34 protein-coding genes and 1 pseudogene are annotated in these 19580 nt (G+C 42.0%); 25 read left to right on the plus strand and 10 right to left on the minus strand.

All coding sequences use genetic code 11. From position 1 onward, the window contains the following. The 6 genes and pseudogenes from ACVWXS_RS16665 to ACVWXS_RS16690 all read left to right on the plus strand — a co-directional run. Positions 1-636: pseudogene (locus tag ACVWXS_RS16665) on the plus strand (hypothetical protein); the annotation flags it as partial. 4 nt (positions 637-640) lie between these two features. After that, on the plus strand, positions 641-913 hold the full coding sequence (locus ACVWXS_RS16670; RefSeq protein WP_456959163.1) for a hypothetical protein: 273 nt from the start codon (positions 641-643) through the stop codon (positions 911-913). Positions 914-928: 15 nt separating this feature from the next. Beyond that, positions 929-1090 (plus strand): hypothetical protein, encoded by a 162-nt coding sequence (locus ACVWXS_RS16675; protein WP_456959165.1) that lies wholly within the window; start codon positions 929-931, stop codon positions 1088-1090. Positions 1091-1109: 19 nt separating this feature from the next. After that, positions 1110-1385, plus strand: a complete 276-nt coding sequence (locus tag ACVWXS_RS16680) for a hypothetical protein (protein WP_456959166.1) — start codon at positions 1110-1112, stop codon at positions 1383-1385. 32 nt (positions 1386-1417) lie between these two features. Beyond that, entirely contained in the window at positions 1418-1687 is a 270-nt protein-coding gene (locus ACVWXS_RS16685) for a phage holin family protein (protein WP_456959167.1), read from the plus strand. Positions 1688-1700: 13 nt separating this feature from the next. After that, on the plus strand, positions 1701-2420 hold the full coding sequence (locus ACVWXS_RS16690; RefSeq protein WP_456959169.1) for an N-acetylmuramoyl-L-alanine amidase: 720 nt from the start codon (positions 1701-1703) through the stop codon (positions 2418-2420). 55 nt (positions 2421-2475) lie between these two features. Here ACVWXS_RS16690 and ACVWXS_RS16695 read toward each other — a convergent pair whose 3' ends face one another. The 7 genes from ACVWXS_RS16695 to ACVWXS_RS16725 form a co-directional block, all read right to left on the minus strand. After that, the gene (locus tag ACVWXS_RS16695; RefSeq protein WP_456959171.1) at positions 2476-4932 is read right to left on the minus strand and encodes an ATP-binding protein; all 2457 of its coding nucleotides are present in this window, start codon (positions 4930-4932) and stop codon (positions 2476-2478) included. Further along, positions 4933-5148: a hypothetical protein gene (locus tag ACVWXS_RS16700; RefSeq protein WP_456959173.1), complete on the minus strand. Its 216-nt coding sequence runs from the start codon at positions 5146-5148 to the stop codon at positions 4933-4935. It lies immediately after the preceding gene. Positions 5149-5159: 11 nt separating this feature from the next. Continuing rightward, complete coding sequence (locus ACVWXS_RS16705; RefSeq protein WP_456959174.1) at positions 5160-5525, minus strand: glycosyltransferase; 366 nt, start codon at positions 5523-5525, stop codon at positions 5160-5162. A 92-nt stretch (positions 5526-5617) separates the two neighbouring features. Next, a complete protein-coding gene (locus ACVWXS_RS16710) occupies positions 5618-5887 on the minus strand; it encodes a hypothetical protein (RefSeq protein WP_456959175.1) in 270 nt (89 codons plus the stop codon). 201 nt (positions 5888-6088) lie between these two features. Continuing rightward, complete coding sequence (locus ACVWXS_RS16715; protein WP_456959177.1) at positions 6089-6304, minus strand: hypothetical protein; 216 nt, start codon at positions 6302-6304, stop codon at positions 6089-6091. A gap of 50 nt (positions 6305-6354) precedes the next feature. Then, positions 6355-6705, minus strand: a complete 351-nt coding sequence (locus ACVWXS_RS16720) for a hypothetical protein (RefSeq protein WP_456959179.1) — start codon at positions 6703-6705, stop codon at positions 6355-6357. Between the two features lie 14 nt (positions 6706-6719). After that, positions 6720-7931, minus strand: a complete 1212-nt coding sequence (locus ACVWXS_RS16725) for an Alp7A family actin-like protein (protein WP_456959180.1) — start codon at positions 7929-7931, stop codon at positions 6720-6722. A 675-nt stretch (positions 7932-8606) separates the two neighbouring features. Between ACVWXS_RS16725 and ACVWXS_RS16730 the strand changes: the two genes are divergently transcribed. Then, the gene (locus tag ACVWXS_RS16730; protein ID WP_456959181.1) at positions 8607-9311 is read left to right on the plus strand and encodes a hypothetical protein; all 705 of its coding nucleotides are present in this window, start codon (positions 8607-8609) and stop codon (positions 9309-9311) included. Positions 9312-9339: 28 nt separating this feature from the next. Here ACVWXS_RS16730 and ACVWXS_RS16735 read toward each other — a convergent pair whose 3' ends face one another. Then, on the minus strand, positions 9340-10026 hold the full coding sequence (locus ACVWXS_RS16735; RefSeq protein WP_456959183.1) for a hypothetical protein: 687 nt from the start codon (positions 10024-10026) through the stop codon (positions 9340-9342). A gap of 14 nt (positions 10027-10040) precedes the next feature. Continuing rightward, positions 10041-10283, minus strand: a complete 243-nt coding sequence (locus ACVWXS_RS16740) for a helix-turn-helix domain-containing protein (protein WP_456959185.1) — start codon at positions 10281-10283, stop codon at positions 10041-10043. A 235-nt stretch (positions 10284-10518) separates the two neighbouring features. Between ACVWXS_RS16740 and ACVWXS_RS16745 the strand changes: the two genes are divergently transcribed. The 17 genes from ACVWXS_RS16745 (at position 10519) to ACVWXS_RS16825 (ending at position 18455) form a co-directional block, all read left to right on the plus strand. Then, positions 10519-10818: a helix-turn-helix domain-containing protein gene (locus ACVWXS_RS16745; RefSeq protein ID WP_456959186.1), complete on the plus strand. Its 300-nt coding sequence runs from the start codon at positions 10519-10521 to the stop codon at positions 10816-10818. Positions 10819-11040: 222 nt separating this feature from the next. Beyond that, entirely contained in the window at positions 11041-11205 is a 165-nt protein-coding gene (locus ACVWXS_RS16750; protein ID WP_456959187.1) for a hypothetical protein, read from the plus strand. Positions 11206-11316: 111 nt separating this feature from the next. Beyond that, entirely contained in the window at positions 11317-11652 is a 336-nt protein-coding gene (locus tag ACVWXS_RS16755) for a hypothetical protein (RefSeq protein WP_456959188.1), read from the plus strand. Further along, a complete protein-coding gene (locus ACVWXS_RS16760) occupies positions 11649-11951 on the plus strand; it encodes a hypothetical protein (RefSeq protein WP_456959189.1) in 303 nt (100 codons plus the stop codon). Before ACVWXS_RS16755 ends, ACVWXS_RS16760 begins: the two co-directional genes overlap by 4 nt. Before the next feature lie 182 nt (positions 11952-12133). Beyond that, positions 12134-12349: a hypothetical protein gene (locus tag ACVWXS_RS16765; protein WP_456959191.1), complete on the plus strand. Its 216-nt coding sequence runs from the start codon at positions 12134-12136 to the stop codon at positions 12347-12349. Continuing rightward, a complete protein-coding gene (locus ACVWXS_RS16770; RefSeq protein ID WP_456959193.1) occupies positions 12346-12726 on the plus strand; it encodes a hypothetical protein in 381 nt (126 codons plus the stop codon). The genes ACVWXS_RS16765 and ACVWXS_RS16770 overlap by 4 nt, the downstream gene beginning before the upstream one ends. After that, the gene (locus tag ACVWXS_RS16775; protein ID WP_456959194.1) at positions 12723-13058 is read left to right on the plus strand and encodes a hypothetical protein; all 336 of its coding nucleotides are present in this window, start codon (positions 12723-12725) and stop codon (positions 13056-13058) included. The genes ACVWXS_RS16770 and ACVWXS_RS16775 overlap by 4 nt, the downstream gene beginning before the upstream one ends. A gap of 59 nt (positions 13059-13117) precedes the next feature. Next, the gene (locus ACVWXS_RS16780; RefSeq protein WP_456959195.1) at positions 13118-13504 is read left to right on the plus strand and encodes a hypothetical protein; all 387 of its coding nucleotides are present in this window, start codon (positions 13118-13120) and stop codon (positions 13502-13504) included. Further along, entirely contained in the window at positions 13501-14028 is a 528-nt protein-coding gene (locus ACVWXS_RS16785; RefSeq protein ID WP_456959294.1) for a SprT-like domain-containing protein, read from the plus strand. Before ACVWXS_RS16780 ends, ACVWXS_RS16785 begins: the two co-directional genes overlap by 4 nt. Beyond that, on the plus strand, positions 14025-14174 hold the full coding sequence (locus ACVWXS_RS16790; protein WP_456959196.1) for a hypothetical protein: 150 nt from the start codon (positions 14025-14027) through the stop codon (positions 14172-14174). Before ACVWXS_RS16785 ends, ACVWXS_RS16790 begins: the two co-directional genes overlap by 4 nt. Before the next feature lie 7 nt (positions 14175-14181). Further along, complete coding sequence (locus ACVWXS_RS16795) at positions 14182-14358, plus strand: hypothetical protein (RefSeq protein ID WP_456959198.1); 177 nt, start codon at positions 14182-14184, stop codon at positions 14356-14358. After that, a complete protein-coding gene (locus ACVWXS_RS16800; RefSeq protein WP_456959199.1) occupies positions 14355-15119 on the plus strand; it encodes a DNA replication protein in 765 nt (254 codons plus the stop codon). Before ACVWXS_RS16795 ends, ACVWXS_RS16800 begins: the two co-directional genes overlap by 4 nt. Beyond that, positions 15119-15310, plus strand: a complete 192-nt coding sequence (locus tag ACVWXS_RS16805) for a hypothetical protein (RefSeq protein WP_456959200.1) — start codon at positions 15119-15121, stop codon at positions 15308-15310. The genes ACVWXS_RS16800 and ACVWXS_RS16805 overlap by 1 nt, the downstream gene beginning before the upstream one ends. Next, positions 15307-15582 (plus strand): hypothetical protein, encoded by a 276-nt coding sequence (locus tag ACVWXS_RS16810; protein WP_456959202.1) that lies wholly within the window; start codon positions 15307-15309, stop codon positions 15580-15582. Before ACVWXS_RS16805 ends, ACVWXS_RS16810 begins: the two co-directional genes overlap by 4 nt. A gap of 96 nt (positions 15583-15678) precedes the next feature. Beyond that, complete coding sequence (locus ACVWXS_RS16815) at positions 15679-16035, plus strand: hypothetical protein (RefSeq protein WP_456959203.1); 357 nt, start codon at positions 15679-15681, stop codon at positions 16033-16035. Next, complete coding sequence (locus ACVWXS_RS16820) at positions 16028-17368, plus strand: DnaB-like helicase C-terminal domain-containing protein (RefSeq protein ID WP_456959205.1); 1341 nt, start codon at positions 16028-16030, stop codon at positions 17366-17368. The genes ACVWXS_RS16815 and ACVWXS_RS16820 overlap by 8 nt, the downstream gene beginning before the upstream one ends. An 88-nt stretch (positions 17369-17456) precedes the next feature. Next, positions 17457-18455, plus strand: a complete 999-nt coding sequence (locus ACVWXS_RS16825) for a toprim domain-containing protein (RefSeq protein WP_456959206.1) — start codon at positions 17457-17459, stop codon at positions 18453-18455. Here ACVWXS_RS16825 and ACVWXS_RS16830 read toward each other — a convergent pair. Beyond that, positions 18415-18639, minus strand: coding sequence for a helix-turn-helix domain-containing protein (locus ACVWXS_RS16830; protein WP_456959207.1), 225 nt, complete (start codon positions 18637-18639; stop codon positions 18415-18417). The two genes, ACVWXS_RS16825 and ACVWXS_RS16830, sit on opposite strands and share 41 nt — an antisense overlap. A gap of 260 nt (positions 18640-18899) precedes the next feature. Between ACVWXS_RS16830 and ACVWXS_RS16835 the strand changes: the two genes are divergently transcribed. Next, positions 18900-19463 carry a hypothetical protein gene (locus ACVWXS_RS16835; RefSeq protein WP_456959209.1) on the plus strand — a complete coding sequence of 188 codons (564 nt, stop codon included), beginning with the start codon at positions 18900-18902 and terminating at the stop codon, positions 19461-19463. Positions 19464-19580 lie beyond the last annotated feature (117 nt).

Below are 19580 nucleotides of genomic sequence, written 5' to 3' on the forward strand. Positions count from 1 at the left end.
AAACAAAATACTGAGACGATTAAAACTACCACTGACGCAACTAAAACGGCTGTAGATGGTATTGACGCAAAATTAACTGCTGGGATCGGTAAAGTATTAAAGTCAAAAGTATTTACTGCAAATGGCACTTTTATTGTTCCAGAAGGTACTACGGAGGTCTACATCACAGGCGGAGGTGGAGGTGGAGGTGGAGCTGGCGGAGGTGGTTCTAACGCGACAAAAGGTGGTGCCGGCGGAGTTACAAGCTTTGGCGCTTTGAAGTCCTTGAGTGGTGGTGCCGGCGGTGAACTTAGTGCTGGCGGTAATGCTGGCGGATTTGGAGGCAGTAACGGAACAGCCGCAACCGCTAGTGGGGCTGGCGGTAGTGGCGGTGCTGGCGGCTATTTTTCTGGCGGACTTGGTTCTTTAGGTAGTGGTGCCTACGGTTCTTACTGCAGCGGAGGTGCTGGGGCTGGAGGTGGAGGTGGAGGTGGAGGTGCCGGGGATTTCATTATTGACTTTCCTTTAACTGTTACGCCGGGTTCTAGTGTTCCTATAACTATTGGAAATGGAGGAATACCTGGCAGTCCAGGCTCTAGTGGATATAGCTCAGGGTATGGAGGTCGCGGAATGTTGATAGTAAAATGGTGGGAGTGATTGGATGAAATTTGCACAGATTTTATATAGTAAAGCACACTGGATTTTCGATGCTTATGAAAAACCTGATTTTGCACCAAATATTGTTCTAATTGATATTACAGAACGAAACGAAATTCAAGAGGGGTGGGATTACAACGCCAACACAGGCGAATTCACAGCGCCATCTCTCGAATCACTGCCACCGACCAATCCGCAACCAACGCTAGAAGAAATGCAAGCTCAAGCGCTTTTAAACACAGAATACCTCGTATCACGCACAGAAATAGGAATATAAGGAGGAAAACGGACTATGACGGTATTAGCATTATGCTTATTTTTAATCGAACGCAAACGCTACACTTACGACGCTATGAAAAACAAGGTAAACGTATTTTACGCTAACAATCAGTTATCTGACGAAGAATACACGCAATTACTAACGACTATGGACGCGCAACAAACAACGCCATAATGACGTAAGGAGGTACGATATGAACGAAGATCAATCAGTATTACTCGACGTTTATCAGCGTCTAGGCGGAATCGAGGCGAAGATAGACGATTTCAGGGCGGTACGCGAAACCGCCAATCAAGCGAACGCAACCGCTGACCAAGCGCTATCACTCGGAAAGCGTAATGAAACGGCAATCGACGAGATGCGAACGGAAACTAACGCTAATCGTCGATGGCTAATCGGAACAATCGCTGGTAGCATTTTATCGATGGCATCCGTTATTATCGCTATCATAGCGCTATTAAGCCGATAAGCACATTAAAAATTAAAGGAGATGACGCAATTATGACGCAATTAAACTTAAAAGTACGCGCAAAGAATCCGCAATTTTGGATTACGGTAGCATTATCGCTAGGCACGCCACTGTTCGCTTACTACGGAATTTCAGGCGCAGAATTAACGACATGGGCAAGCCTGTGGAAGCTCGGCACTGACGCGCTATCCAATCCGTATGTAATAACGTTAATGGGCGCAAGCCTATATAGCGCGTTGATTGATCCGACTACGAAGGGAATTAGCGATAGTCAACGCGCTATGTCGTATCATAAGCCGTGAGGTGGTCGCTAATATGTCAAAAGCAATCGTAATCAGCTCGGGTCATGGGCAATATATCCGCGGCGCAAAAGGCTATCTCGACGAAGTAGACGAAGCTCGACGAGTTGTTGACACAGTAGCGAAATATCTACGCGAGCATGGCGCAACTGTTCACGTATATCACGATAACACTAGCCGTACTCAGCGCGATAACCTAAACGCAATTGTAGCATTCCATAACAGCAAACAGCGCTCGCTCGACGTCAGCGTGCATTTTAATGCAGCTTCAACGACTGACGCTCCGCGCGGCTGCGAAGTCCTTTATTATGATGCAAAGCAATCGGCGGCTAACGTTAGCAAGGCGATTGCTGTTGCTGGCGGATTTAAGGATCGCGGCGCAAAAGAGCGTCGAGAGCTTGCGTTCTTAGCCGGCACGCGAGAGAAGGCGCTATTAATCGAAGGGTGCTTCGTCGATAGCCGAGCAGATGCAGATTTATATCGACGCAACTTTGACGCTATCTGCGTAGCTATTGCGGTATCCATCGCAAAAGAGGCGGGCATTACGCTTCAAACGAATCAGCCTGATAAGCCTTCGCAATCAAAACGAATCGAATCCGTAATTGACAAAGATGCGAAAGTATTCCGTGTGCAATCCGGTGGATATATGACGTATGCAGATGCGGAAAGAGCTGCGCAGAAGGCGATAGAGGCTGGCGCGATTAGCTACGCTACTATTCGCGGGACGGCGCAATAACTCAATGACGAAGAAAAGACCGTAGGGCATCGCTGCCTTGCGGTCGATTTTTTATTTATAGCGCTTTCTGCAAATCCGTCCATGCGCGGCCATACATGCGTGCGTGCCGTTTTGTTAAAAACGAATTATCGTATTCGCTTTCGGTTGGCGGCGCCATTCTACATATAAACGCCGGCTGCATCTCGTTATTCGCTCGCACGCTTATAATCGAGTGATAGGCTGGCAATTTATACGCATCCTCTAATGGAATAGTCTCCTCGAAACGATGCTTCGATAAGTCGAACGTTTTTGTATGATCGTTCATGAACAAGAATTGCTGCACGCCTCCGCCTTGTAAGTTTTCCTGTAACGATGGTGATAGTTTATTCCAATGATGGAACGCATACAACGCTCCTAAACGCTCTTTGCGTCCCTCTGTACCAATCCGTCCCATTAGCTTCGACAGCCCGTCAGATTCGTACTGTTCAGGCTCATTAAAGACGATAAAGCAACCGTTCTTCTGCTCGTCTTTCGACATTAGCATCCGTGTCATAAACGTCTTAAGCGTAATCCAATGTACAAGCGTCTTAACTGCGTTTTCTCCAAGCCCACGTCCGTTAGGAACCCGTATAATTACTACCTTACCTTCCGCCATCCATTTGCGGAAATCGAGGTCGGGAAGTGGTGCCTGTGCGAAAATATCGTACAATCTATCGTTACCAAAGAAACGATTTAACCGATTGAGGATCGCATCACACTTATTGGACAGCGTATCATTATCGCCCCAAGCTAATAGCTCGTTAGCTACTCGTAAATTACCTTCGTTCATTAACTGTTCGATTCGGTCAGCGCGGAAATTCTCGTCCTCAATTATCCGTTTGATATTAAACAGACTTCCGCCACTCGCTTTCGCAGCATCCGTTAAGTATTTCTCTGAACGACTCAATCCGCTAATTTGCATGAAATCGATCATCTCATCCGCAAATCTGCTCGCGCCATTGCGTCCCAGAGCCGTTACGACTTCCGTCAAATCCATTGGCGGAATATATTCGTTATCGTTCATATTTAAGTCGATAATATTCTCCGGATGAATAGCATCACGAATCCCGTCCGCCATGCCTCGCGAACCCTCTTCGACGATTGCGTCAATGACTACGAAACTAATGCTGTGCTTACGGTTTCCTTCGACGACCCAATTCTTGATCGCTGTATCCTTGCCGGCGCCTTGACCGCCTATAAACGTATAGCCTCGATATAAATTATCCGGATTATCAACAGGCATATAGATGTCAATCTTGTCGTCCTTGACTTCGGCAGCTCCGAGATAAATTCCGTCTGAATCTCGCATAGCATTCGGAATAGTTACCTCTGTACGCTTCTTAACGTTAAGCGCGTCAGCATACTTTAGCTGCAGCTCTCGATTCGGCATCATTAACGCTAGCTTCGACATTTCGTCGGTGCTTACGAGATTGACGTTCGGATCATTCCGAGTAGTCGCGTTCAGTGATAGCGAATTTATCTCGTTCAATACCTTATCCCGTTTTATTTTTGACGTAATTTTAACGCTGTGCAATTCGTTTGTTTCCGTTAGGTCTTGCGTAGATAACGATAAGGCCTCTGCCATTGTGTCGCGAGTTAACCTATCTTGCGAATGTGATGCGATTCGTATATGCGAGCGAAATACCGGCAAATTGCCTTTCTCGCGATTCAATCGAGCTGTGCCGGTTTCATCTGCGATACTGTATGCCTTTTTAATTACGTCGTCCTTTTCGTATTTCTTTTCACTTTTAAAGAATACGTTGTTAAACGCCTGGAATACGTCCACAAGCAAACTGTTAAATTCGTTAATAACGTAGGCGGCCATTACTTTCAAGTAATTCGTTATCATGCGACCATTAACCGTTGCTCGCTGCGGCACCTTACCGTTATGCGCCTTTTCGTATGCCCATTGCGCCGACTTTACCCATTTATTACGATTCTCAGATTCGTTGCATATCGATAGCCTAGCCAAGTCACCGTCAAATTGCAATTCGTCTACAACGTTAAGTATGTTTGAGATTGGCGTTTTCACGTCGCTACTATTAGTGTTTAACGTGAATATGTCGTGTTTTAAATAGCGCAATTCTTGGACTATCGTATTTTCGTTCGGCATTGCTAAATTGTCGATGGACGATTCCTGGAACGTAACGCTCATTTTATTTTCGATTTTACGCTTTAGTTTATCGGCATGGTACTCGCTAGTAGCAACGTAAAACTCAACGGATTTCTTACCGTTTTTCTGACGAAAAATCACATCGAACCAAAATAAATCCTTTTCACGCAGAGTGAAGCGAAGTCCATTCCGTTCTATCCGACTAAATGGCCGTTCATACATTTCGTACATTTTGTAAATAGCGCGCCAAAGTCGCTTGTTATTACTAGATACGTCAGCGTGAGGCACAATGCGGTAAACTTTCGTTTCATTCCGTTCGTAATTGAAAAATTTGCGAGTAGTTTTCGAATAGTTCTCCGTTAACTTTTCGTGGATGACCAATTATCTCGCCCCCAATACGCTGGCACCGACAACAAAAATAATTCCGAACAGTCCAACTGGCCGTACGATGCTACGATTTGCCATCGGAGATAGGATGATTAATGCACCAGCAATAATCGCTGTATAGCCGACTACGTCCGGAATTATACTTATGATATCCTCTAAAAATATACGCTTGCCTTCGTTTAGAAAATCGATAAAAAATTCTTTTAGCATCTATGAACCTCCTATCCGATTGATTTTAGGTAATCGCGAATATCTATCGCATGTCGAGCGAGCAAGTATCCGCAACACACGCCTATTAACAACTCAATCGCTTTCGAACGATGTCCCAACGCCCAAGATGCGCCAGCAAATATGATTACGAGTACAACGCCGCCATCAAATATCGACATGACCGTGTTGTGAATATCTCCGAAAGTATCCGCAGACACTAGAATTGGAGTAAGAGTGAACGGCACGACTAACGCAGTAGTTTTCGCTAACATAGACGTGTATTTCGTTTTATTCACTGCGTAATCTTTCGGATCATTATCCGTTTTTGTGCGTCGAAATGTCGAATAATTCTCTTTCAAATTTAACGCATAATTCATCGAATCACCTCTCGTATATAATCGTTATCACAAGGCAACAATAACCGTAAAACAGTCGGAAAGGACGTGCTATTATGTTTTTTGTAATCGGACTAGGTATCGGAGTTACTGCCGGAATCATTGTTAACGCGTTTGTCGGCTAATTCACGCCTTAAGCGTTCTAACCTTGTTTCGTTGTCATGAGTTTTAGTCGCTTGTTTTCCGTTAGGAATTTCGATTCCTTTCGTTTTCATATCCGCAATTATCAGCTTTTTAACATATCCGCTGAAATTTCGCTTCTTGACGAACTCTAACATAGCGCGATCAATTGCGTTGTGCGTGTTAAATGCGACAGGCTTCGGAAATTTGTGGCGTTCTTTCAAATCGAATCACCTCCGTAATAATATGGTATTACCGATATTACCGTTTTATGCACGAAAAATGTCGGATATTCGCCCGACATCGAGTGGAAAAGCTATCAGCGGTGTGTACGCTATTAGCTTATGCGGAAGGTTCGACTTGTGTGCATGTCCCGATAAAGATAAAAATACCGAGTAGACGTTATTGTCCGCTCGGTTTTATTTTTACGTATATTTATCCGCCACTTCTCGCAATTCCTCGTCCAATTCGCCTCCAAACGGAATAACCGTCCCACTCGTAAGATAAACGTAAGCATCTCGCGTAAGATCAACGATTTTAACGATGTCATCGATACTTTCCGCATCTTCTAGCGCCAGGTATACTTGGAATGGTCCGACGCTGTACTTTTCCGTATATAGTTCGCCTTTTTCGATAAGCATTATGCGTCATCCTTTCGAGTCATCAAATAGCATCTTCATTTCAAATATTGTTAAAAATCAAACTCAACTATCTCTTCATCGATTCCGCCTTCAATATTTCGCGATATTTCTAACCTTCCTTCTGAAACTGTATCTACTATTTTCGGAACTGCCATATAGCTTGCTTGAACTGATGTGTTTTCAAGTTTATGATTTAAATCTGCTACCGCATTCTCCACATTTTCTAACTTATTAATTAGAATAGAGAAGCCGTTGATTAGCCTATCCATCATTTCTTCTTTCTCAACTAAGTTGCAAATGTACGGTGTCAGCTTTCTTTCATTTCCTAGTTGTTCGAGTTTTGCATAAACATCGTCAGGCATTTTATTTCCTGTTAGCGTTAATCTCTTTTTTTCCTCCATACATAATCCCTACTTTATTTAGTTTTCTCATTCAAACACAGGATTTCCAGCGCAGTTAAATTAATCGTTCTAGCTGTTGGGTGAAATACTTCATCCTCAGTATCTTCTAATAAATCACTTAAGAAATAATGATTGTTTTCCATTATGCCTTCGTTTGTATTTCGTGAAATAGACTGCTTAATATATGGCTCTAAGATAGGCGCTTCTCCGCCAAAGTAAATGAATTTCAAGGCTTCTTTTGTATTTTCTTTAAATGATTCCATCACTTGATAAACCAATATATTAGAATACTCTTGTAACATCTGCACAATAGGATCAGTAATATTTACACTAACTCCTGTATTTGGATTTTTAAAAATGTATTGTTGCGTCACATAATTACCAACTATAAATTGCTCCAAGCCACGTAAATCCGAAAAATACTCAATTAGTTTTTCTTTAAATAACTTCGCCAATCTCCCTAAATACGGATCAACTTGTACGACTTGAAAACTGTCTTTAGAAACTGGCGTGTTTAAACCTTTTTCCAAAAGAACAGCATCTGTAGATCCTCCACCGATATCAACTAAAACGGTGCTATAATCATCGAATTTTTTAGCTTCTGTTCTTTTTTCAATAACAGTCGTATCTTTTTCTGTATGCTTGGCTATCTTGTATTTTAATGCCCAACGACCAACTTCGCTTTCGATATGGCATTTAGCATTTTTAATATCAATAGTTAACTCTGTTTCCATACCAGGCGTAAGTAGTTTAACTGTATGTTCCCCAAAGAAACGATTGACCATCTTATTTTGAGCGATTGAAAATTTATCTTCTTTTTTCAATAGCCATACTGGTAACATCATTTTCATATTATCCACTTCAACTGCTGATTCAGAGTCGTTTTCTTGGTTAATTTTATAAATATAAGTCATAGCAGCTAAAAAAGTTGCATAAGGAATATTGCTGTTTATTTTATCATGCATCTTTCCAACATGACTGTTTGCAAAAGGACTTGTTTCGGCTAATTTTCCGACCATAAAGAAGTGCTCTTCATCGTTTATGACTGTTGAAATTAATAAACGATTTAGTAGGTCGTCTGTATTTTCTACTGGATTTGTAAATAATCCTTCTGCATGTTCCTCTGAAATTCTAACAACGCATGTAGGTATTTCAAAGTAATAACTGTCCACTAAGAAGTTACTTGTTGAGTTTCCGAAGTCTGCATTAAATCTTTCAATTTTCATATATAAAATCACTCCTCTGCATTTAGTACGCAACATTGTGTACTTGTAATTTCATTATATACTTACAAAACAAGATAATCAAGCAGTAATTTCAATTAAGTACACATATAGTACACATAAATACGCGAGGAATCTTTCTAACAAGTTAGCAGATGAATTTTATGCTTGCATTTCCGTTTTTTGCGGTGTAAAGTTGTGGATAACAAAACAAATGAACGGAAATAGAAAAAAGCTGGCGTGTGAGAGAGTGTTGGTAGCACTCATTCACCGTTAACCGCGAACGAGACTCGCGACCAACACTTTACCAGCTTTTCTGATGTTACATATATAATATAGACATTATACTACATGTTTATGATTATGTAAACGATGAAAAGCAATTTAAAGCGTCTGTGTCGTAAGTAAATTGCGATATAGGCGCTTTTTCGTTTTCCCTAACGGAGGATCACGACCATGACCACTAATACTTACGCAGAAGAACGCGGATATGACATGCTATCGAAGTTTGATAGTATCCGAGATTTCAACAACCAATTCGAACAAGCGATGCTGACGTTAAAGTCCGTATTTACTAAATCGGAATACATCGCTCTTAATAAGTTACGCAAATTCGCAGGCAGCGCAATAGCTGGCGTTGCTTGGTGCAAAGCGCAGAAAGCCGTATCAGCTACGCACATGGACGCATTGATCGGCGTTAGTCGCTCGACTTTCAATCGGATGTTACGTAAGGCAGCGTCGCATAATCTGCTTAAAGTTATTCGTCAGGAACGCAGCAACAAGTATCAAACGCACAATGTTTACGTTTTTAATCGTGCTGATGAAGTTGTCGAAATTGTTTCTAAAACGGATACAATTGACGTAGCTGATGACGCGAAAATTGGCAACGCAATATCTCTTGATCTTTCTGAACTTCCGTTAGAAAAACAAGTAAAAGATAATATAAAGACGCCTGTAAGCGAATCTGAAAATGAATCATTAAGTACGGAAGAACAACGCCAGTACATCGATAAGTACGCAACTAGCGAATATCAAATCGCAACATTCCGCCTAATCGAAGCTATGCCGATGGCAAGCGTAATCAAAGCGCAAGCTCACATAATAGCGCTAAGAGTAGGATCAAACGCAACTATTACGGACTTTATCCGTGCTAAAACGGTTCTCTTAAACATGTCCGTAGCAACAGTCGAAGGCACATCGTTCGATAACGTCGTAGGAGCGTTTACAAGCGCGTACAACAACGCAAAGGAACGTCCAAGTTATAAGCCGGAGTCTGTGGAAAAGCCGCCTGGAACGAAATCTGTGCCGTTTTACAACTGGTTGAAAGAGCGTAGTCATGCGTCGGGTAGAGCTATTCGGAATTGGATTACTGGTGACAAATAAAAAGACGCCTTAGCTGGCGTCCATTTCATCAATTGTTAGCGAACAGCGGATTCTCCCAGTAGTAGTCTGCAAGAGTTGGAACATTTGTATGAAGAACATTCTCGAATTCAATCTTACTTATGGTGTCTTTATTCATCCCGATTTCAACAAGGACTTCTTCGGACATCTTTCCATACATGTCAGTAAATTCTGTGTAAAACGCTATTTTAACTTCATCTGCGCCGTTAAATAATGATTCTTTTTGTATTTTTTCCACAATATCTAACATGTCCATGTACGTACCTTTAAGTACCATATTTTTTGTGAAATTACCTTGTGAATTTATCTGTATTTTCAAAGCATTACTGTCAAATTTGTGACTACGATAGCCTTTTTTGCCTGCTACAGAAATAATTGTGTCTTTTATTTTTTCGTCGATTGTTCGATTAGCAAGACGTTCTTTTTCAGCTTTTTCTTCATCTGATTTTTTCTCTGCTGCCGCCTTTTGTTTAGCCTGTTCTTCCTCTTTTTCTTTGGCTAATTCAGCCTCTATTTTCTTTTGTTTAGCATCTTTTTCAGCCTCTGCTGCCGCCTTTTCCTCTGCCTTTTGAGCCTCTAGCTTATCGCTATATCCTGTAATCTCAGAAACTTTACCTATAATAAACAATGCTAGAAAAACTATTCCGATCCATTTCCAAACCTTCTTTTTTGTATACCACGGTTTCTTTGCGTTCATGTGATTACCTCCGTTTATTCATCGTTATTTTCTTCGTTCTCAACGTAAATCAGTATATCTTCTAGTGAGTGCTTAGCGCCCGTAAGTCGTTCGAGAGCTGGTATTACACGTTCTATCATCTCTATATTGACGCGTTTTATATCCCCCCGACACAACTGACTGATTGTTGTTGGTCTTGTGTCTGATTCTTCGGCAAGCTGAATCTGTTGTATATCATAACTATGTAGCGTTTTAGCAAGTGTGAATTTTATCCCCAAGTCAATCAACTCCTATTTAGTAATCACTTAAATTTAATCTTGCAATTACTACTCTAAATATCACCAATTCAAAATGTGTATATGCATTGATTTTCCTCCGTTACATTTAATTACCTTATATACGTATATTTTACGATATAGTTCGTAGGTATTTATGCTTATTTTAAAATAATTATGTGAAGTTGTCCCAAAACGAGGCTGTTAAAAGAGCTAACTAGTGTAGGGAGGTTGTGAAATGCAAGTAATCGACTATCGTACAACTAAATTCGTTATGATTCCACAGTCATTAGCGCGTGACAAATCGCTAACACATCGAGACAAAATCGTTTACATGACGCTTTGTCTATTTACGGATAACACGAGCAAACAGTCGTATCCAAGCGCACAAACAATCGCAGATATGTCGGGGCTTAGTCGTAATAGTATATTCCGAGCGTTGAAAGCACTAGAGTTGGCGGGCTATATTCGTAGAGAACAGCGCACATTTGGACGAGGAAAACAGACAACTAACGTTTATTATTTACTCGATAAATGACGGTAGGGGTGTCAGATGGAACACACCTTAGGGGTGTCAAACCGGATACACGAACTATACTACTTTCTTTTTTAACTAAACTACTATCTTTAAAATATTAACGAGTCTTTATGCTAGCGCATAAATCCTCTATGTCGCTATCGCTCCATATCTGATATTCAATTAACGATATTATCGTAATCTAAAAGAATATCGCCAATATAACAAGGAGGAATTATCATAATGATCGATATTAAACGTAATCATCTGTATACAAAACAAACACGCTGCGACCACGTTTTCAGCTTTGTATCGCAAGATGGCGTCCATATCTTCAAATGCGAATCATGTGGCGTCGAGCACCGTTTCACTGGCGATAACAATATTGCAGAGGCATCCGAAGCATAGCACCTTCATTTCGCCTTTATAAACGTGGCTATAAACGGTTTTTAATCGCAAGTCGACGTATTTATCATATTAAGCGTCTCGACGCTAAATCAAACGGAATTATAAGGAGGAATGGACGGAATGGCAAAAGTTAAAGTAACGGAGGAAGTTGCAAACGGAATTGAGTTGATTAAAAAATCGCTAATGACCGTAGGTACTTTAGCGAGCACTTTAGACGGGGAGTGGAAATTGCACGGAACTGTAAGCGTAGTAATGCACGAATTAACGAAAGAAGAGGCGCTATCAGCTATATTTTACGGGTATGAAATCGAAAGATCCCCGGAAGAACAGATTAAGGATATGTATGAATCTTACGGATACTCGCCAAGTGCGGTAGAACGCAAAGGCGGAATCATCGACACACTAAACGTATTAGGAATACACATCGAAGGAGTGACGCATAAATGACGCTAAACATCGAAATCAGCGCCAAATACCGCATCACATCCGATACCACACAAATCATCGTACAACGTAAGCATCTCGTCGATCCAACGCTATCACCCGCATATGACGCAGATAAACACTCGTCAGAAACTCGAGAGGAATGGCGCAACTGGAAGTATTGCGGAAAAGTAACGCAAGCCATCGAAATAATCGCGAGGCAGAACGTATTAGAGTCAGATGCAACGAGTCTCGAGCAATTGCGCAATGAAATCGCTTTGTTTAGACGGGAGATTAAGCGTGCAATGGGCGAAGGTGACTAATTGTAAGGTGCGGAGTTAGAACGGCTAAAACGAAGGGAAAATTAAGCGAAATGAAAGGGGACAGAATTATGGGCGTAGATTATTATAACTGCGAAATATGTGACGAAATTTTCAATGACTGCGGGCATTTCGGTCACTGCGGAAATTGCGAATCAATTCTTTGCGGGGATTGTTACGATGAAATGCGTAAGAAGAACGGCGAATTAGGTGAGGACCACGAAAGAGCAAGTTGGTACGGTGAAGATTCTCCGAATGGCTGCGATATATGTGACGGTTCACATATCGATCCAAACGCGTTTCTAAAATTCGTAATAGCGAAAACAGGAAAGTCCGAGGAAGAACTCGAGGTAGAGTATCGCGAACAAATTCGAGGTAAGAACGGAGGAATTGACGCATGATTAACGCAAAGGTGAAAGTATCGAAAGAGGTTGCAGAGGCACTGGACGGAGCTTTAATGAAATTTGACGGAAGCAAAGGTAAACTACTTGAAACGCATGTTCGCACTAAAACAGAAGTCGGAGTAAATTGGACGGAATACCTTTTCTGTGGAACGAACGCACCACTCGATACATTGTCTACAAATGAAATGGCTATAGCGCTATATGTCGGTTATGAAGTCGAGAAAGCACCCGAAGAAATGGTCGCAGAACAGTACCGTAGTAGAAGAAGATTGTACGACACGTTTGGAAATGACGAAGATTATGGCGCAATGGAAGGAATTGAATTTGTTGCAAAAGCCTACGGACTAAAAATCGAAGGAGTTGACGTTAAATGAACGCAGAACAACTAAACGCAATCAAAGAGCACGCAGCAAGTACATCATTTGATAAGGCATACGTAAAAGGCGACCCATGGAAAGGATACGAAGTTAAGAACGAAAGTAACGGAATTGTAATCGCAAAAGTACCTTGCGGAACTGACGCAACATTTATCGCTCATGCACGTGAAGATGTTCCAGCACTAGTTACGGAGGTTGAGCGATTACGACAACAACTAGAAAAAGTCGAAGGCTTACTCGGTTGGGCGCACGAGGTATTAGACGATGTTCACTGCTATGAAACGGAAGTCTACCAAGAAATAAGCGAATATTTTGGTGAGGACGATTAATAGTCGCAACTATCTCGAAGTTTAAAATGCTAACAATTGACGAAAGGAGGCGCTAGCATTTGGCAAAGAAAGCAACGCACTATAGCGAAACACCAATCGATAAATGGAACGCAGCACACTTTCAAGCGTATCTGGCGGACGAACACGTCAAGCATTACGTAATCCAATACGCAAGCGCTAGCGGAACCGTAGCCGAACGCAATTTAATCGCTAAATATATCGGAACAGCACGCAAGCCTGGGCAGTATCGAAAAGAGACGTTGAAAGCGTTCATTGACGCATGTTTCACGCAATATAAACCAACGCAGCAATATCCAGGCTTATCGTTTTGGTTTATGCAGGAGTATATGAAACGATTGCTGCAGCAGGCGGAATTGGCGAGCAAAAGGGCGGAGGCTGAACGGGAGGCAAACGAAGATTTAACGGGGGTGGCGGATTGGCTATGACGTATTTATCGCTTCAACAACTCACCGAAATCGCTTCCGAATTTCTACATCAAGAGTACGGCTTAGAACTAGATATTCCTGTGGTACGTAATAATCGACTACGCTCAACGTTAGGCGCTTTTGTTCGAGTAATTAACGACGATACTGGAAAATATGAGCCAGATGTTATCGAGTTGAGCGGCAAGTTAATTGACTACGCTGCGGACTCTGTAATTACTGACGTACTAAAACATGAATGTGTTCATTACGCTCTACATGCAAAAGGAAAACGATTTAGAGACGGAGATAGCGATTTTGAAAACGAATTAAAACGATTAGGCGTGCGAAGTAATTATGATAATAACTATTTTGTCGGGATAACTCACGAATATAAGTGTACTTCTTGCGATAAAGAGATGTCGATTGTAACTAAACGAGCACATAAAGTTAGATGTTTCGGTTATTCGTCTCGATGTTGTGGTACTAAATTGACGTATCTACACGATAAAATACATGATGGTACTGGAAGGGTGACGATAATATGACGCAACTATCAGTAAAAGGATTAACGGTATGTACGCCGGAATTTCATCGGATAGCGAAGCGTGGCGAACAAGCGTATAAACTCGCCGAACTAGAACGTAAAGTTAAGAAGGCGGAGAAGAAGCTAGAAAAAGCGAGAGGTTGGTGACACATATATGACGCAAGAACAAATCAACGAAATTGTCGAGGAGTATCGTCGCTGTAAAAATCTTATAAACGATAAAACACTCCCACGTATCAACCGTAAATTTTATTCAGGAAAAATTAGCGGAATTAAAGCTACGCTAGAAGTCGTAGGAGTTTACGTAGAGGAGGTCGCTTTATTGTTATGACGCAAATTTGCATATTAAACGAACGCAATCGCAATGGCTGTGCAAGCTGTGCGCCAACATGTCCGCATCGTATCGCTATGCAGGGCCTTAACGGAAAAGGCGGACGTATCGCATTAGCAGGCGTTCCGTCAGAATATCGAAATGTAACGATAGCTAATTCGCCCGCATGCGAGGATCAAGCGAAAGCCTATGAAACTATTGAGCGATATGTCAGCGAATTTAACGGCTCGCTATATCTATTCAGCAAGGCGACTGGCACCGGAAAAACGACGACAGCTTCCGCAGTTCTTAACGAATATATCATTCGCGATTATCTCGGTGCATTAAAGCGAGGCGAACAGCCAACGCAAAAGCCCGCCTATTTCCTCGATGTGAACGAATGGCAGACGCTATTTAACGGATTCAATCGTAGGAACATCCCGCAAGACGTAGCCGAGCGATACAGCCGTCCTTATTATTCGATGATGGAACGCGCTAAACATGCGCCATTTGCCGTCCTTGATGATATTGGCGTAAGGTCAGCGAGCGAGGCGTTTCGAGGCGACTTGCATACGATTATTAACTACCGTGTGACAAACGGATTGCCTACGGTTTATACGAGTAATATTCCGATGGTCCATCCAGAAGAGCCAAAAAAGCGAGTTGAGGCAGCGAAGCCATACGATTTATACGACGTGTTTGACGTAAGATTGCTCGATAGAGTCCGTGATAACTGCGAATTGGTGAATTTCGTAGGTAAATCAAAAAGGGGGAAACGGTAATGAAAGCGAGAATTCAAAAGATCATTCGCAAAGTTGACGCCGATAACGAAATGAGACGCGCATTATTAGCCGAACAGGATTACGAGTTAGCTTCGTTAAATGACGCAATGCAATCGGAGGATCAGGCGCAGATTGAACGCAGCAAGAAACGTTTAGGCGAAATACATTTAGAATTGGCGGAGTTGTCATGAAAATCGAAAAAGTTAACGCAAATATCGTAAGGAACGCAATTCAAAGCGTAGTTAGACAACGCGAAATTGACGCAATAATTCATGGAGCAATCGTAGTCCATCGTAAAGACGGAATAATCGGGCGATGTGCGAAATCATCGTTTGGGATTAGCGTTTGTTATCGACATAAGGACAGATTTGGGCAGACAATCGGAGATTATCCGCATTTTGTAGCGCAGCATTGGCGACTGGCAACAGACGAGGAGGTTCGACGCTATTTTGACGCTGATTAGTAGTGCGATCGAGATTATATTCGTAGTGTTCGCCATAGTGTTATTGCTTGGCGGTGAATACATGAATTATAAGGATAAACGGAGGTGGCGTAAGAAATGATTGATAACGCAAAATTGATGGAGATTAAGCAACGAATGGAAAAGGCGACAAGAGGTCCGTGGTACGCTAAGTGGGTAAACGGAAAATTAGCACTTTACACGTGTGGACTGTCGGCACCTATACGATTAGACGGTACTGCCAATTCTAATGATAATTATAAATTCATCGCCCACGCTCGCGAGGATATACCGATGTTAGTTGCGGAGGTAGAGCGATTAAGAAAAGCACTCACAAATATTGAACTGACTACGGAAAGCAACGTATACCACGGAATTACTGTAGAGGCGACGATGCGAAATAGAGCACATAAAGAGCTACATGGTGTAGAGCCGGAGGTGCTTGCGAATGAGTAACAACGGAACACTACTACTATCGAAAGTTCTCGATCATAACGATGTACAAGCGCTCGCACGTCATAACATAACGGCGGATCACTTCAAAGTCGCAGCCGACCGCAAGGCATACGAATTTATTCGTCAATATGCTGAACAGAATCGAGGTCAGGCGCCTAGCTATGCGACAGTAGTTGAGCAAGTGCCGGAGTTCTTCTATGTGCCGCAAGTGAGCGATAGTTACGAATGGTTAACGCGTCGTTTGTTAAATGACGCTGGACGTTCGGAGTTTATCGACGTGGTGCAAAACGATATACAAACGCTATTCAACGAATACCCACATGATGTCCATGTTCTCATTGACAAGCTACAGGAAAAGTTTGATAATATTAAACAACGAACAGACGTTCGAGAAAAAGTCGGAACAGACGTTAAAAACGATACTGACGCGTATTTAGCAGAATACGATCGTCGTAAATCAGGCGAATCATTTAAAACGTGGAAATCGAAGTTTTCGCACATCGGCGATTATACTAGCGGAAACATGTACGTTGTATACGGGAAGTCAGGACGAGGTAAATCCGTAATAGCAATGGAGGAGGCAATCGAGGCAGCTACGCAAGGCGCCAACGTACTCATATGGTCGATGGAGATGCCGAAATTCGAAATTATGACACGTATTTATGTTGCGTTAAGTGGGCGCAGAGGACTGACGGCTGTAAACGTTGCAGGCATCGACTTAAACGGAGGATTCGACGCAAATGACGTCCGTAAAGGGAAGTTAGCGCATGAATTCGAAAGTGCTTATCGATTCTTTTTAGAAACGCTTAACGACGAACTTTCGGGCAATATTACAGTGCGAGCCGTAGATGACGATGATTTTAATGTCCGCACAGTAGCGCAACTAGAATCCGATATATTAAAAACTAAGGCAGATTTCGTTGTAGTTGATCCGACATACTATATGGATTACGAAAAGAATACGTCCAAAACTGCGGGCGGAGACGCCGCAGAGACTTCGAAAAAGCTAAGACGAATGACTGGACGTACGCAAGTAGTTACAATCGCTATTACGCAAGCAGACGAGGAAAAAGAGACGATTGACGAAGACGGTACACGCGAGTTGGAGTTACCTGACCGTAAGGGCGTTTCCAAAACGAAACAACTTCTACAGGACGCATATTTACTGATTGCTGTGGATACTGACTATAAGCAAGCTCGTGGATTAGTCGGGCTAAACAAAGGACGTGATGGAGGCGAAGGTGACGTTGTTGAAATACTTTACGCACCACAAGCCGGAATAGTTTGTGAGATGCCAAAAGGCGAAGAATCAGTATCACAATTCGACTTTTAGTTCGGATTCGACAATTACCACATTTTACTAGTGTACAAGATATTGAATTTATGTCCAATTTAAAATACGATAAAGGCAGGTGAAACAAATGGCAACGATTAACATGCGAGGTCACTATTTACACATAGATATACAAGCCGAATTAGAGGAGTTCGAATGGACACGCCCTAAATGGCTTCACGACAAATTAATCGCAGCATCTCCGTTTAGGTATGATCGATCGCCTTCGTTCTTCGTATTGCTGGAATCAAATGGAGAATATCCGGCTGGCTCATGGGGCGACTCGGGCGCATATGACGACGAATGGAAGTCTGGCGGCATCGTAAAGCTGCTCTCCTTCCTACGAAATGAAACGTATGAGGAGACGCAAGACTACTTATTATCGAAATATGTCGAAATGTCGGAAACTAGTGACATAATGCTCATTTTGCCGAGATTAAAGGTGTCGCCATTTAAAAGAAATCTGCAAAGTGATATTATCGAGAGACAAGCGTCTCCATATTTAACTAAGCGAGGAATATCTCGAGAGGTACAGGACGAGGCAAAAGTTGGAAAGTCGCGTCACTACGGCTTTGTTGCCATTCCGTGGTACTCGACAGACAGTCAGTTGTCTAACGTAAAATACCGTGCTACAAAAGGAAAAACGTTTTTCTACGAACGTAATGCGAGGCCTATCCGTGAGCTCGTTTATGGCGCAGATTTATACAATCGTTCGTATGACGATTTAATCATTTGTGAGGCGGAGATAGACGCTTTATCGTGGAGGACGGCAGGATATAACGCAATAGCAGTCGGAGGCGTTTCATTTACGCAGCAACAATCCGATATAATTCGTAGGCTGCCGTTCAATAGACTGATAGTTGCGGGTGATAACGATAGGGCTGGTGCTAGATTTAACGCTCAAGTGGTACAAGCGATGAAAGGACGCGATTTAGCCGTCATACAGTGGCGTAATAGCATTCTAAAAGATGCAAATGAAATATTGGTTAACCGAGGCGTTGGAGCGCTTATAGAGGCGTATGAGGACGCTTTAGAATTACCGACTATTAATCTTTCTCATATTCGTATGGATCGTAGTATTCGATAATTTCGTTCACAGAAACGTCAAAATATTCGCAGAGCAAGTCGATTGTTTCGAGCGAGACGTAGCCAGCATCGTTTTTCATGCGAGTTGTGTACGTTGAGTGGATATCGAGTTCAGCTCGTAGCTTGCGGTATGATACGTTGTGTTTGCGCATTAAGTAGCGTAAAGGTGCGTAAGAGATAGACATATGTATAAAACCTCCTATCATACAGCCTATAATAGGAGATTGATATAGTTGGAACGAAAATTGTGCCGAGTAAATAACGTTTACAGTTATGGGACGTTTAGTTATAATTACTATATGTATCTAGCATTGCTAAAATTGGACATGGAAATACTTTCTACTTAATTTACGGTAGAAAAAGAAAAAAGTTTCAATTATTTTTTAAAACTTGTCCCAAAAAACAAAGTTTTACCGAGCTATATATAGTGTAAGGAGGAGATAATTTGGAAGACTTGGCAATTATATATCGAGATAAAGCAATTTTGCAGTATACCAGAGATAAAATATCCGAGGTTAGCAGCATCATAACCAATACAGCATTACTTGAACATAATATATTTTCACAACTAATGAAATATTACTCCGCACGCAAGACGCACAGCATCAGAAGAAGTAAGTTGCTAGTTGATAGAGAAATAGCAAAAGCAAAAAAAGAATACGGATGTCAGCAAGCAACTATATTCAGTAATATGTCAGTTACAAACGATTTTGGCGAATCGTTAGAGTTTGAGCCGGAGGACCTGTTGGCGCGGGGCGGTGAGACGGCAGTACAAAATATCTCACTAAATGAAGAGATCGCCCGTTTGGCGACGGACGATCGTGAGTTAGCTACTTTAAATGCTTGGGCGAATGGATTTAATGATACACAGGTTTCCACGACTTTGGCGAGTCATTTTGGAGGAAACAAGGAATCACACCGTAAATTCGTTCGGCGATTCAAAGTAAAGTGTCAGGAACGTTTAGAGAAAGAGTGTCTCGCAAAAAACCTCTTAATCAAAACTTCCTAACATATTATTATGTTACTTTTACGGTTAAATTATTGGCGGTCATTAGACCGTCGATACGCTTAACCAAACGTACATACAGGCGACTTTTTGGGTACGTCGTATGTATTCCCTGTATAT

The sequence above is a fragment of the Lysinibacillus sp. TE18511 genome (genome assembly GCF_054062295.1).

What these genes read in the sequence shown, in the direction of transcription:
- ACVWXS_RS16670 (WP_456959163.1), top strand. Translation starts at nt 641, where the DNA reads ATGAAATTTGCACAGATTTTATATAGTAAAGCACACTGGATTTTCGAT.
- ACVWXS_RS16675 (WP_456959165.1), top strand. Translation starts at nt 929, where the DNA reads ATGACGGTATTAGCATTATGCTTATTTTTAATCGAACGCAAACGCTAC.
- ACVWXS_RS16680 (WP_456959166.1), top strand. Translation starts at nt 1,110, where the DNA reads ATGAACGAAGATCAATCAGTATTACTCGACGTTTATCAGCGTCTAGGC.
- ACVWXS_RS16685 (WP_456959167.1), top strand. Translation starts at nt 1,418, where the DNA reads ATGACGCAATTAAACTTAAAAGTACGCGCAAAGAATCCGCAATTTTGG.
- ACVWXS_RS16690 (WP_456959169.1), top strand. Translation starts at nt 1,701, where the DNA reads ATGTCAAAAGCAATCGTAATCAGCTCGGGTCATGGGCAATATATCCGC.
- ACVWXS_RS16700 (WP_456959173.1), bottom strand. Translation starts at nt 5,148, where the DNA reads ATGCTAAAAGAATTTTTTATCGATTTTCTAAACGAAGGCAAGCGTATA.
- ACVWXS_RS16705 (WP_456959174.1), bottom strand. Translation starts at nt 5,525, where the DNA reads ATGAATTATGCGTTAAATTTGAAAGAGAATTATTCGACATTTCGACGC.
- ACVWXS_RS16715 (WP_456959177.1), bottom strand. Translation starts at nt 6,304, where the DNA reads ATGCTTATCGAAAAAGGCGAACTATATACGGAAAAGTACAGCGTCGGA.
- ACVWXS_RS16720 (WP_456959179.1), bottom strand. Translation starts at nt 6,705, where the DNA reads ATGGAGGAAAAAAAGAGATTAACGCTAACAGGAAATAAAATGCCTGAC.
- ACVWXS_RS16725 (WP_456959180.1), bottom strand. Translation starts at nt 7,931, where the DNA reads ATGAAAATTGAAAGATTTAATGCAGACTTCGGAAACTCAACAAGTAAC.
- ACVWXS_RS16730 (WP_456959181.1), top strand. Translation starts at nt 8,607, where the DNA reads ATGGACGCATTGATCGGCGTTAGTCGCTCGACTTTCAATCGGATGTTA.
- ACVWXS_RS16735 (WP_456959183.1), bottom strand. Translation starts at nt 10,026, where the DNA reads ATGAACGCAAAGAAACCGTGGTATACAAAAAAGAAGGTTTGGAAATGG.
- ACVWXS_RS16745 (WP_456959186.1), top strand. Translation starts at nt 10,519, where the DNA reads ATGCAAGTAATCGACTATCGTACAACTAAATTCGTTATGATTCCACAG.
- ACVWXS_RS16750 (WP_456959187.1), top strand. Translation starts at nt 11,041, where the DNA reads ATGATCGATATTAAACGTAATCATCTGTATACAAAACAAACACGCTGC.
- ACVWXS_RS16755 (WP_456959188.1), top strand. Translation starts at nt 11,317, where the DNA reads ATGGACGGAATGGCAAAAGTTAAAGTAACGGAGGAAGTTGCAAACGGA.
- ACVWXS_RS16760 (WP_456959189.1), top strand. Translation starts at nt 11,649, where the DNA reads ATGACGCTAAACATCGAAATCAGCGCCAAATACCGCATCACATCCGAT.
- ACVWXS_RS16765 (WP_456959191.1), top strand. Translation starts at nt 12,134, where the DNA reads ATGCGTAAGAAGAACGGCGAATTAGGTGAGGACCACGAAAGAGCAAGT.
- ACVWXS_RS16770 (WP_456959193.1), top strand. Translation starts at nt 12,346, where the DNA reads ATGATTAACGCAAAGGTGAAAGTATCGAAAGAGGTTGCAGAGGCACTG.
- ACVWXS_RS16775 (WP_456959194.1), top strand. Translation starts at nt 12,723, where the DNA reads ATGAACGCAGAACAACTAAACGCAATCAAAGAGCACGCAGCAAGTACA.
- ACVWXS_RS16785 (WP_456959294.1), top strand. Translation starts at nt 13,501, where the DNA reads ATGACGTATTTATCGCTTCAACAACTCACCGAAATCGCTTCCGAATTT.
- ACVWXS_RS16790 (WP_456959196.1), top strand. Translation starts at nt 14,025, where the DNA reads ATGACGCAACTATCAGTAAAAGGATTAACGGTATGTACGCCGGAATTT.
- ACVWXS_RS16795 (WP_456959198.1), top strand. Translation starts at nt 14,182, where the DNA reads ATGACGCAAGAACAAATCAACGAAATTGTCGAGGAGTATCGTCGCTGT.
- ACVWXS_RS16800 (WP_456959199.1), top strand. Translation starts at nt 14,355, where the DNA reads ATGACGCAAATTTGCATATTAAACGAACGCAATCGCAATGGCTGTGCA.
- ACVWXS_RS16805 (WP_456959200.1), top strand. Translation starts at nt 15,119, where the DNA reads ATGAAAGCGAGAATTCAAAAGATCATTCGCAAAGTTGACGCCGATAAC.
- ACVWXS_RS16810 (WP_456959202.1), top strand. Translation starts at nt 15,307, where the DNA reads ATGAAAATCGAAAAAGTTAACGCAAATATCGTAAGGAACGCAATTCAA.
- ACVWXS_RS16815 (WP_456959203.1), top strand. Translation starts at nt 15,679, where the DNA reads ATGATTGATAACGCAAAATTGATGGAGATTAAGCAACGAATGGAAAAG.
- ACVWXS_RS16820 (WP_456959205.1), top strand. Translation starts at nt 16,028, where the DNA reads ATGAGTAACAACGGAACACTACTACTATCGAAAGTTCTCGATCATAAC.
- ACVWXS_RS16825 (WP_456959206.1), top strand. Translation starts at nt 17,457, where the DNA reads ATGGCAACGATTAACATGCGAGGTCACTATTTACACATAGATATACAA.
- ACVWXS_RS16830 (WP_456959207.1), bottom strand. Translation starts at nt 18,639, where the DNA reads ATGTCTATCTCTTACGCACCTTTACGCTACTTAATGCGCAAACACAAC.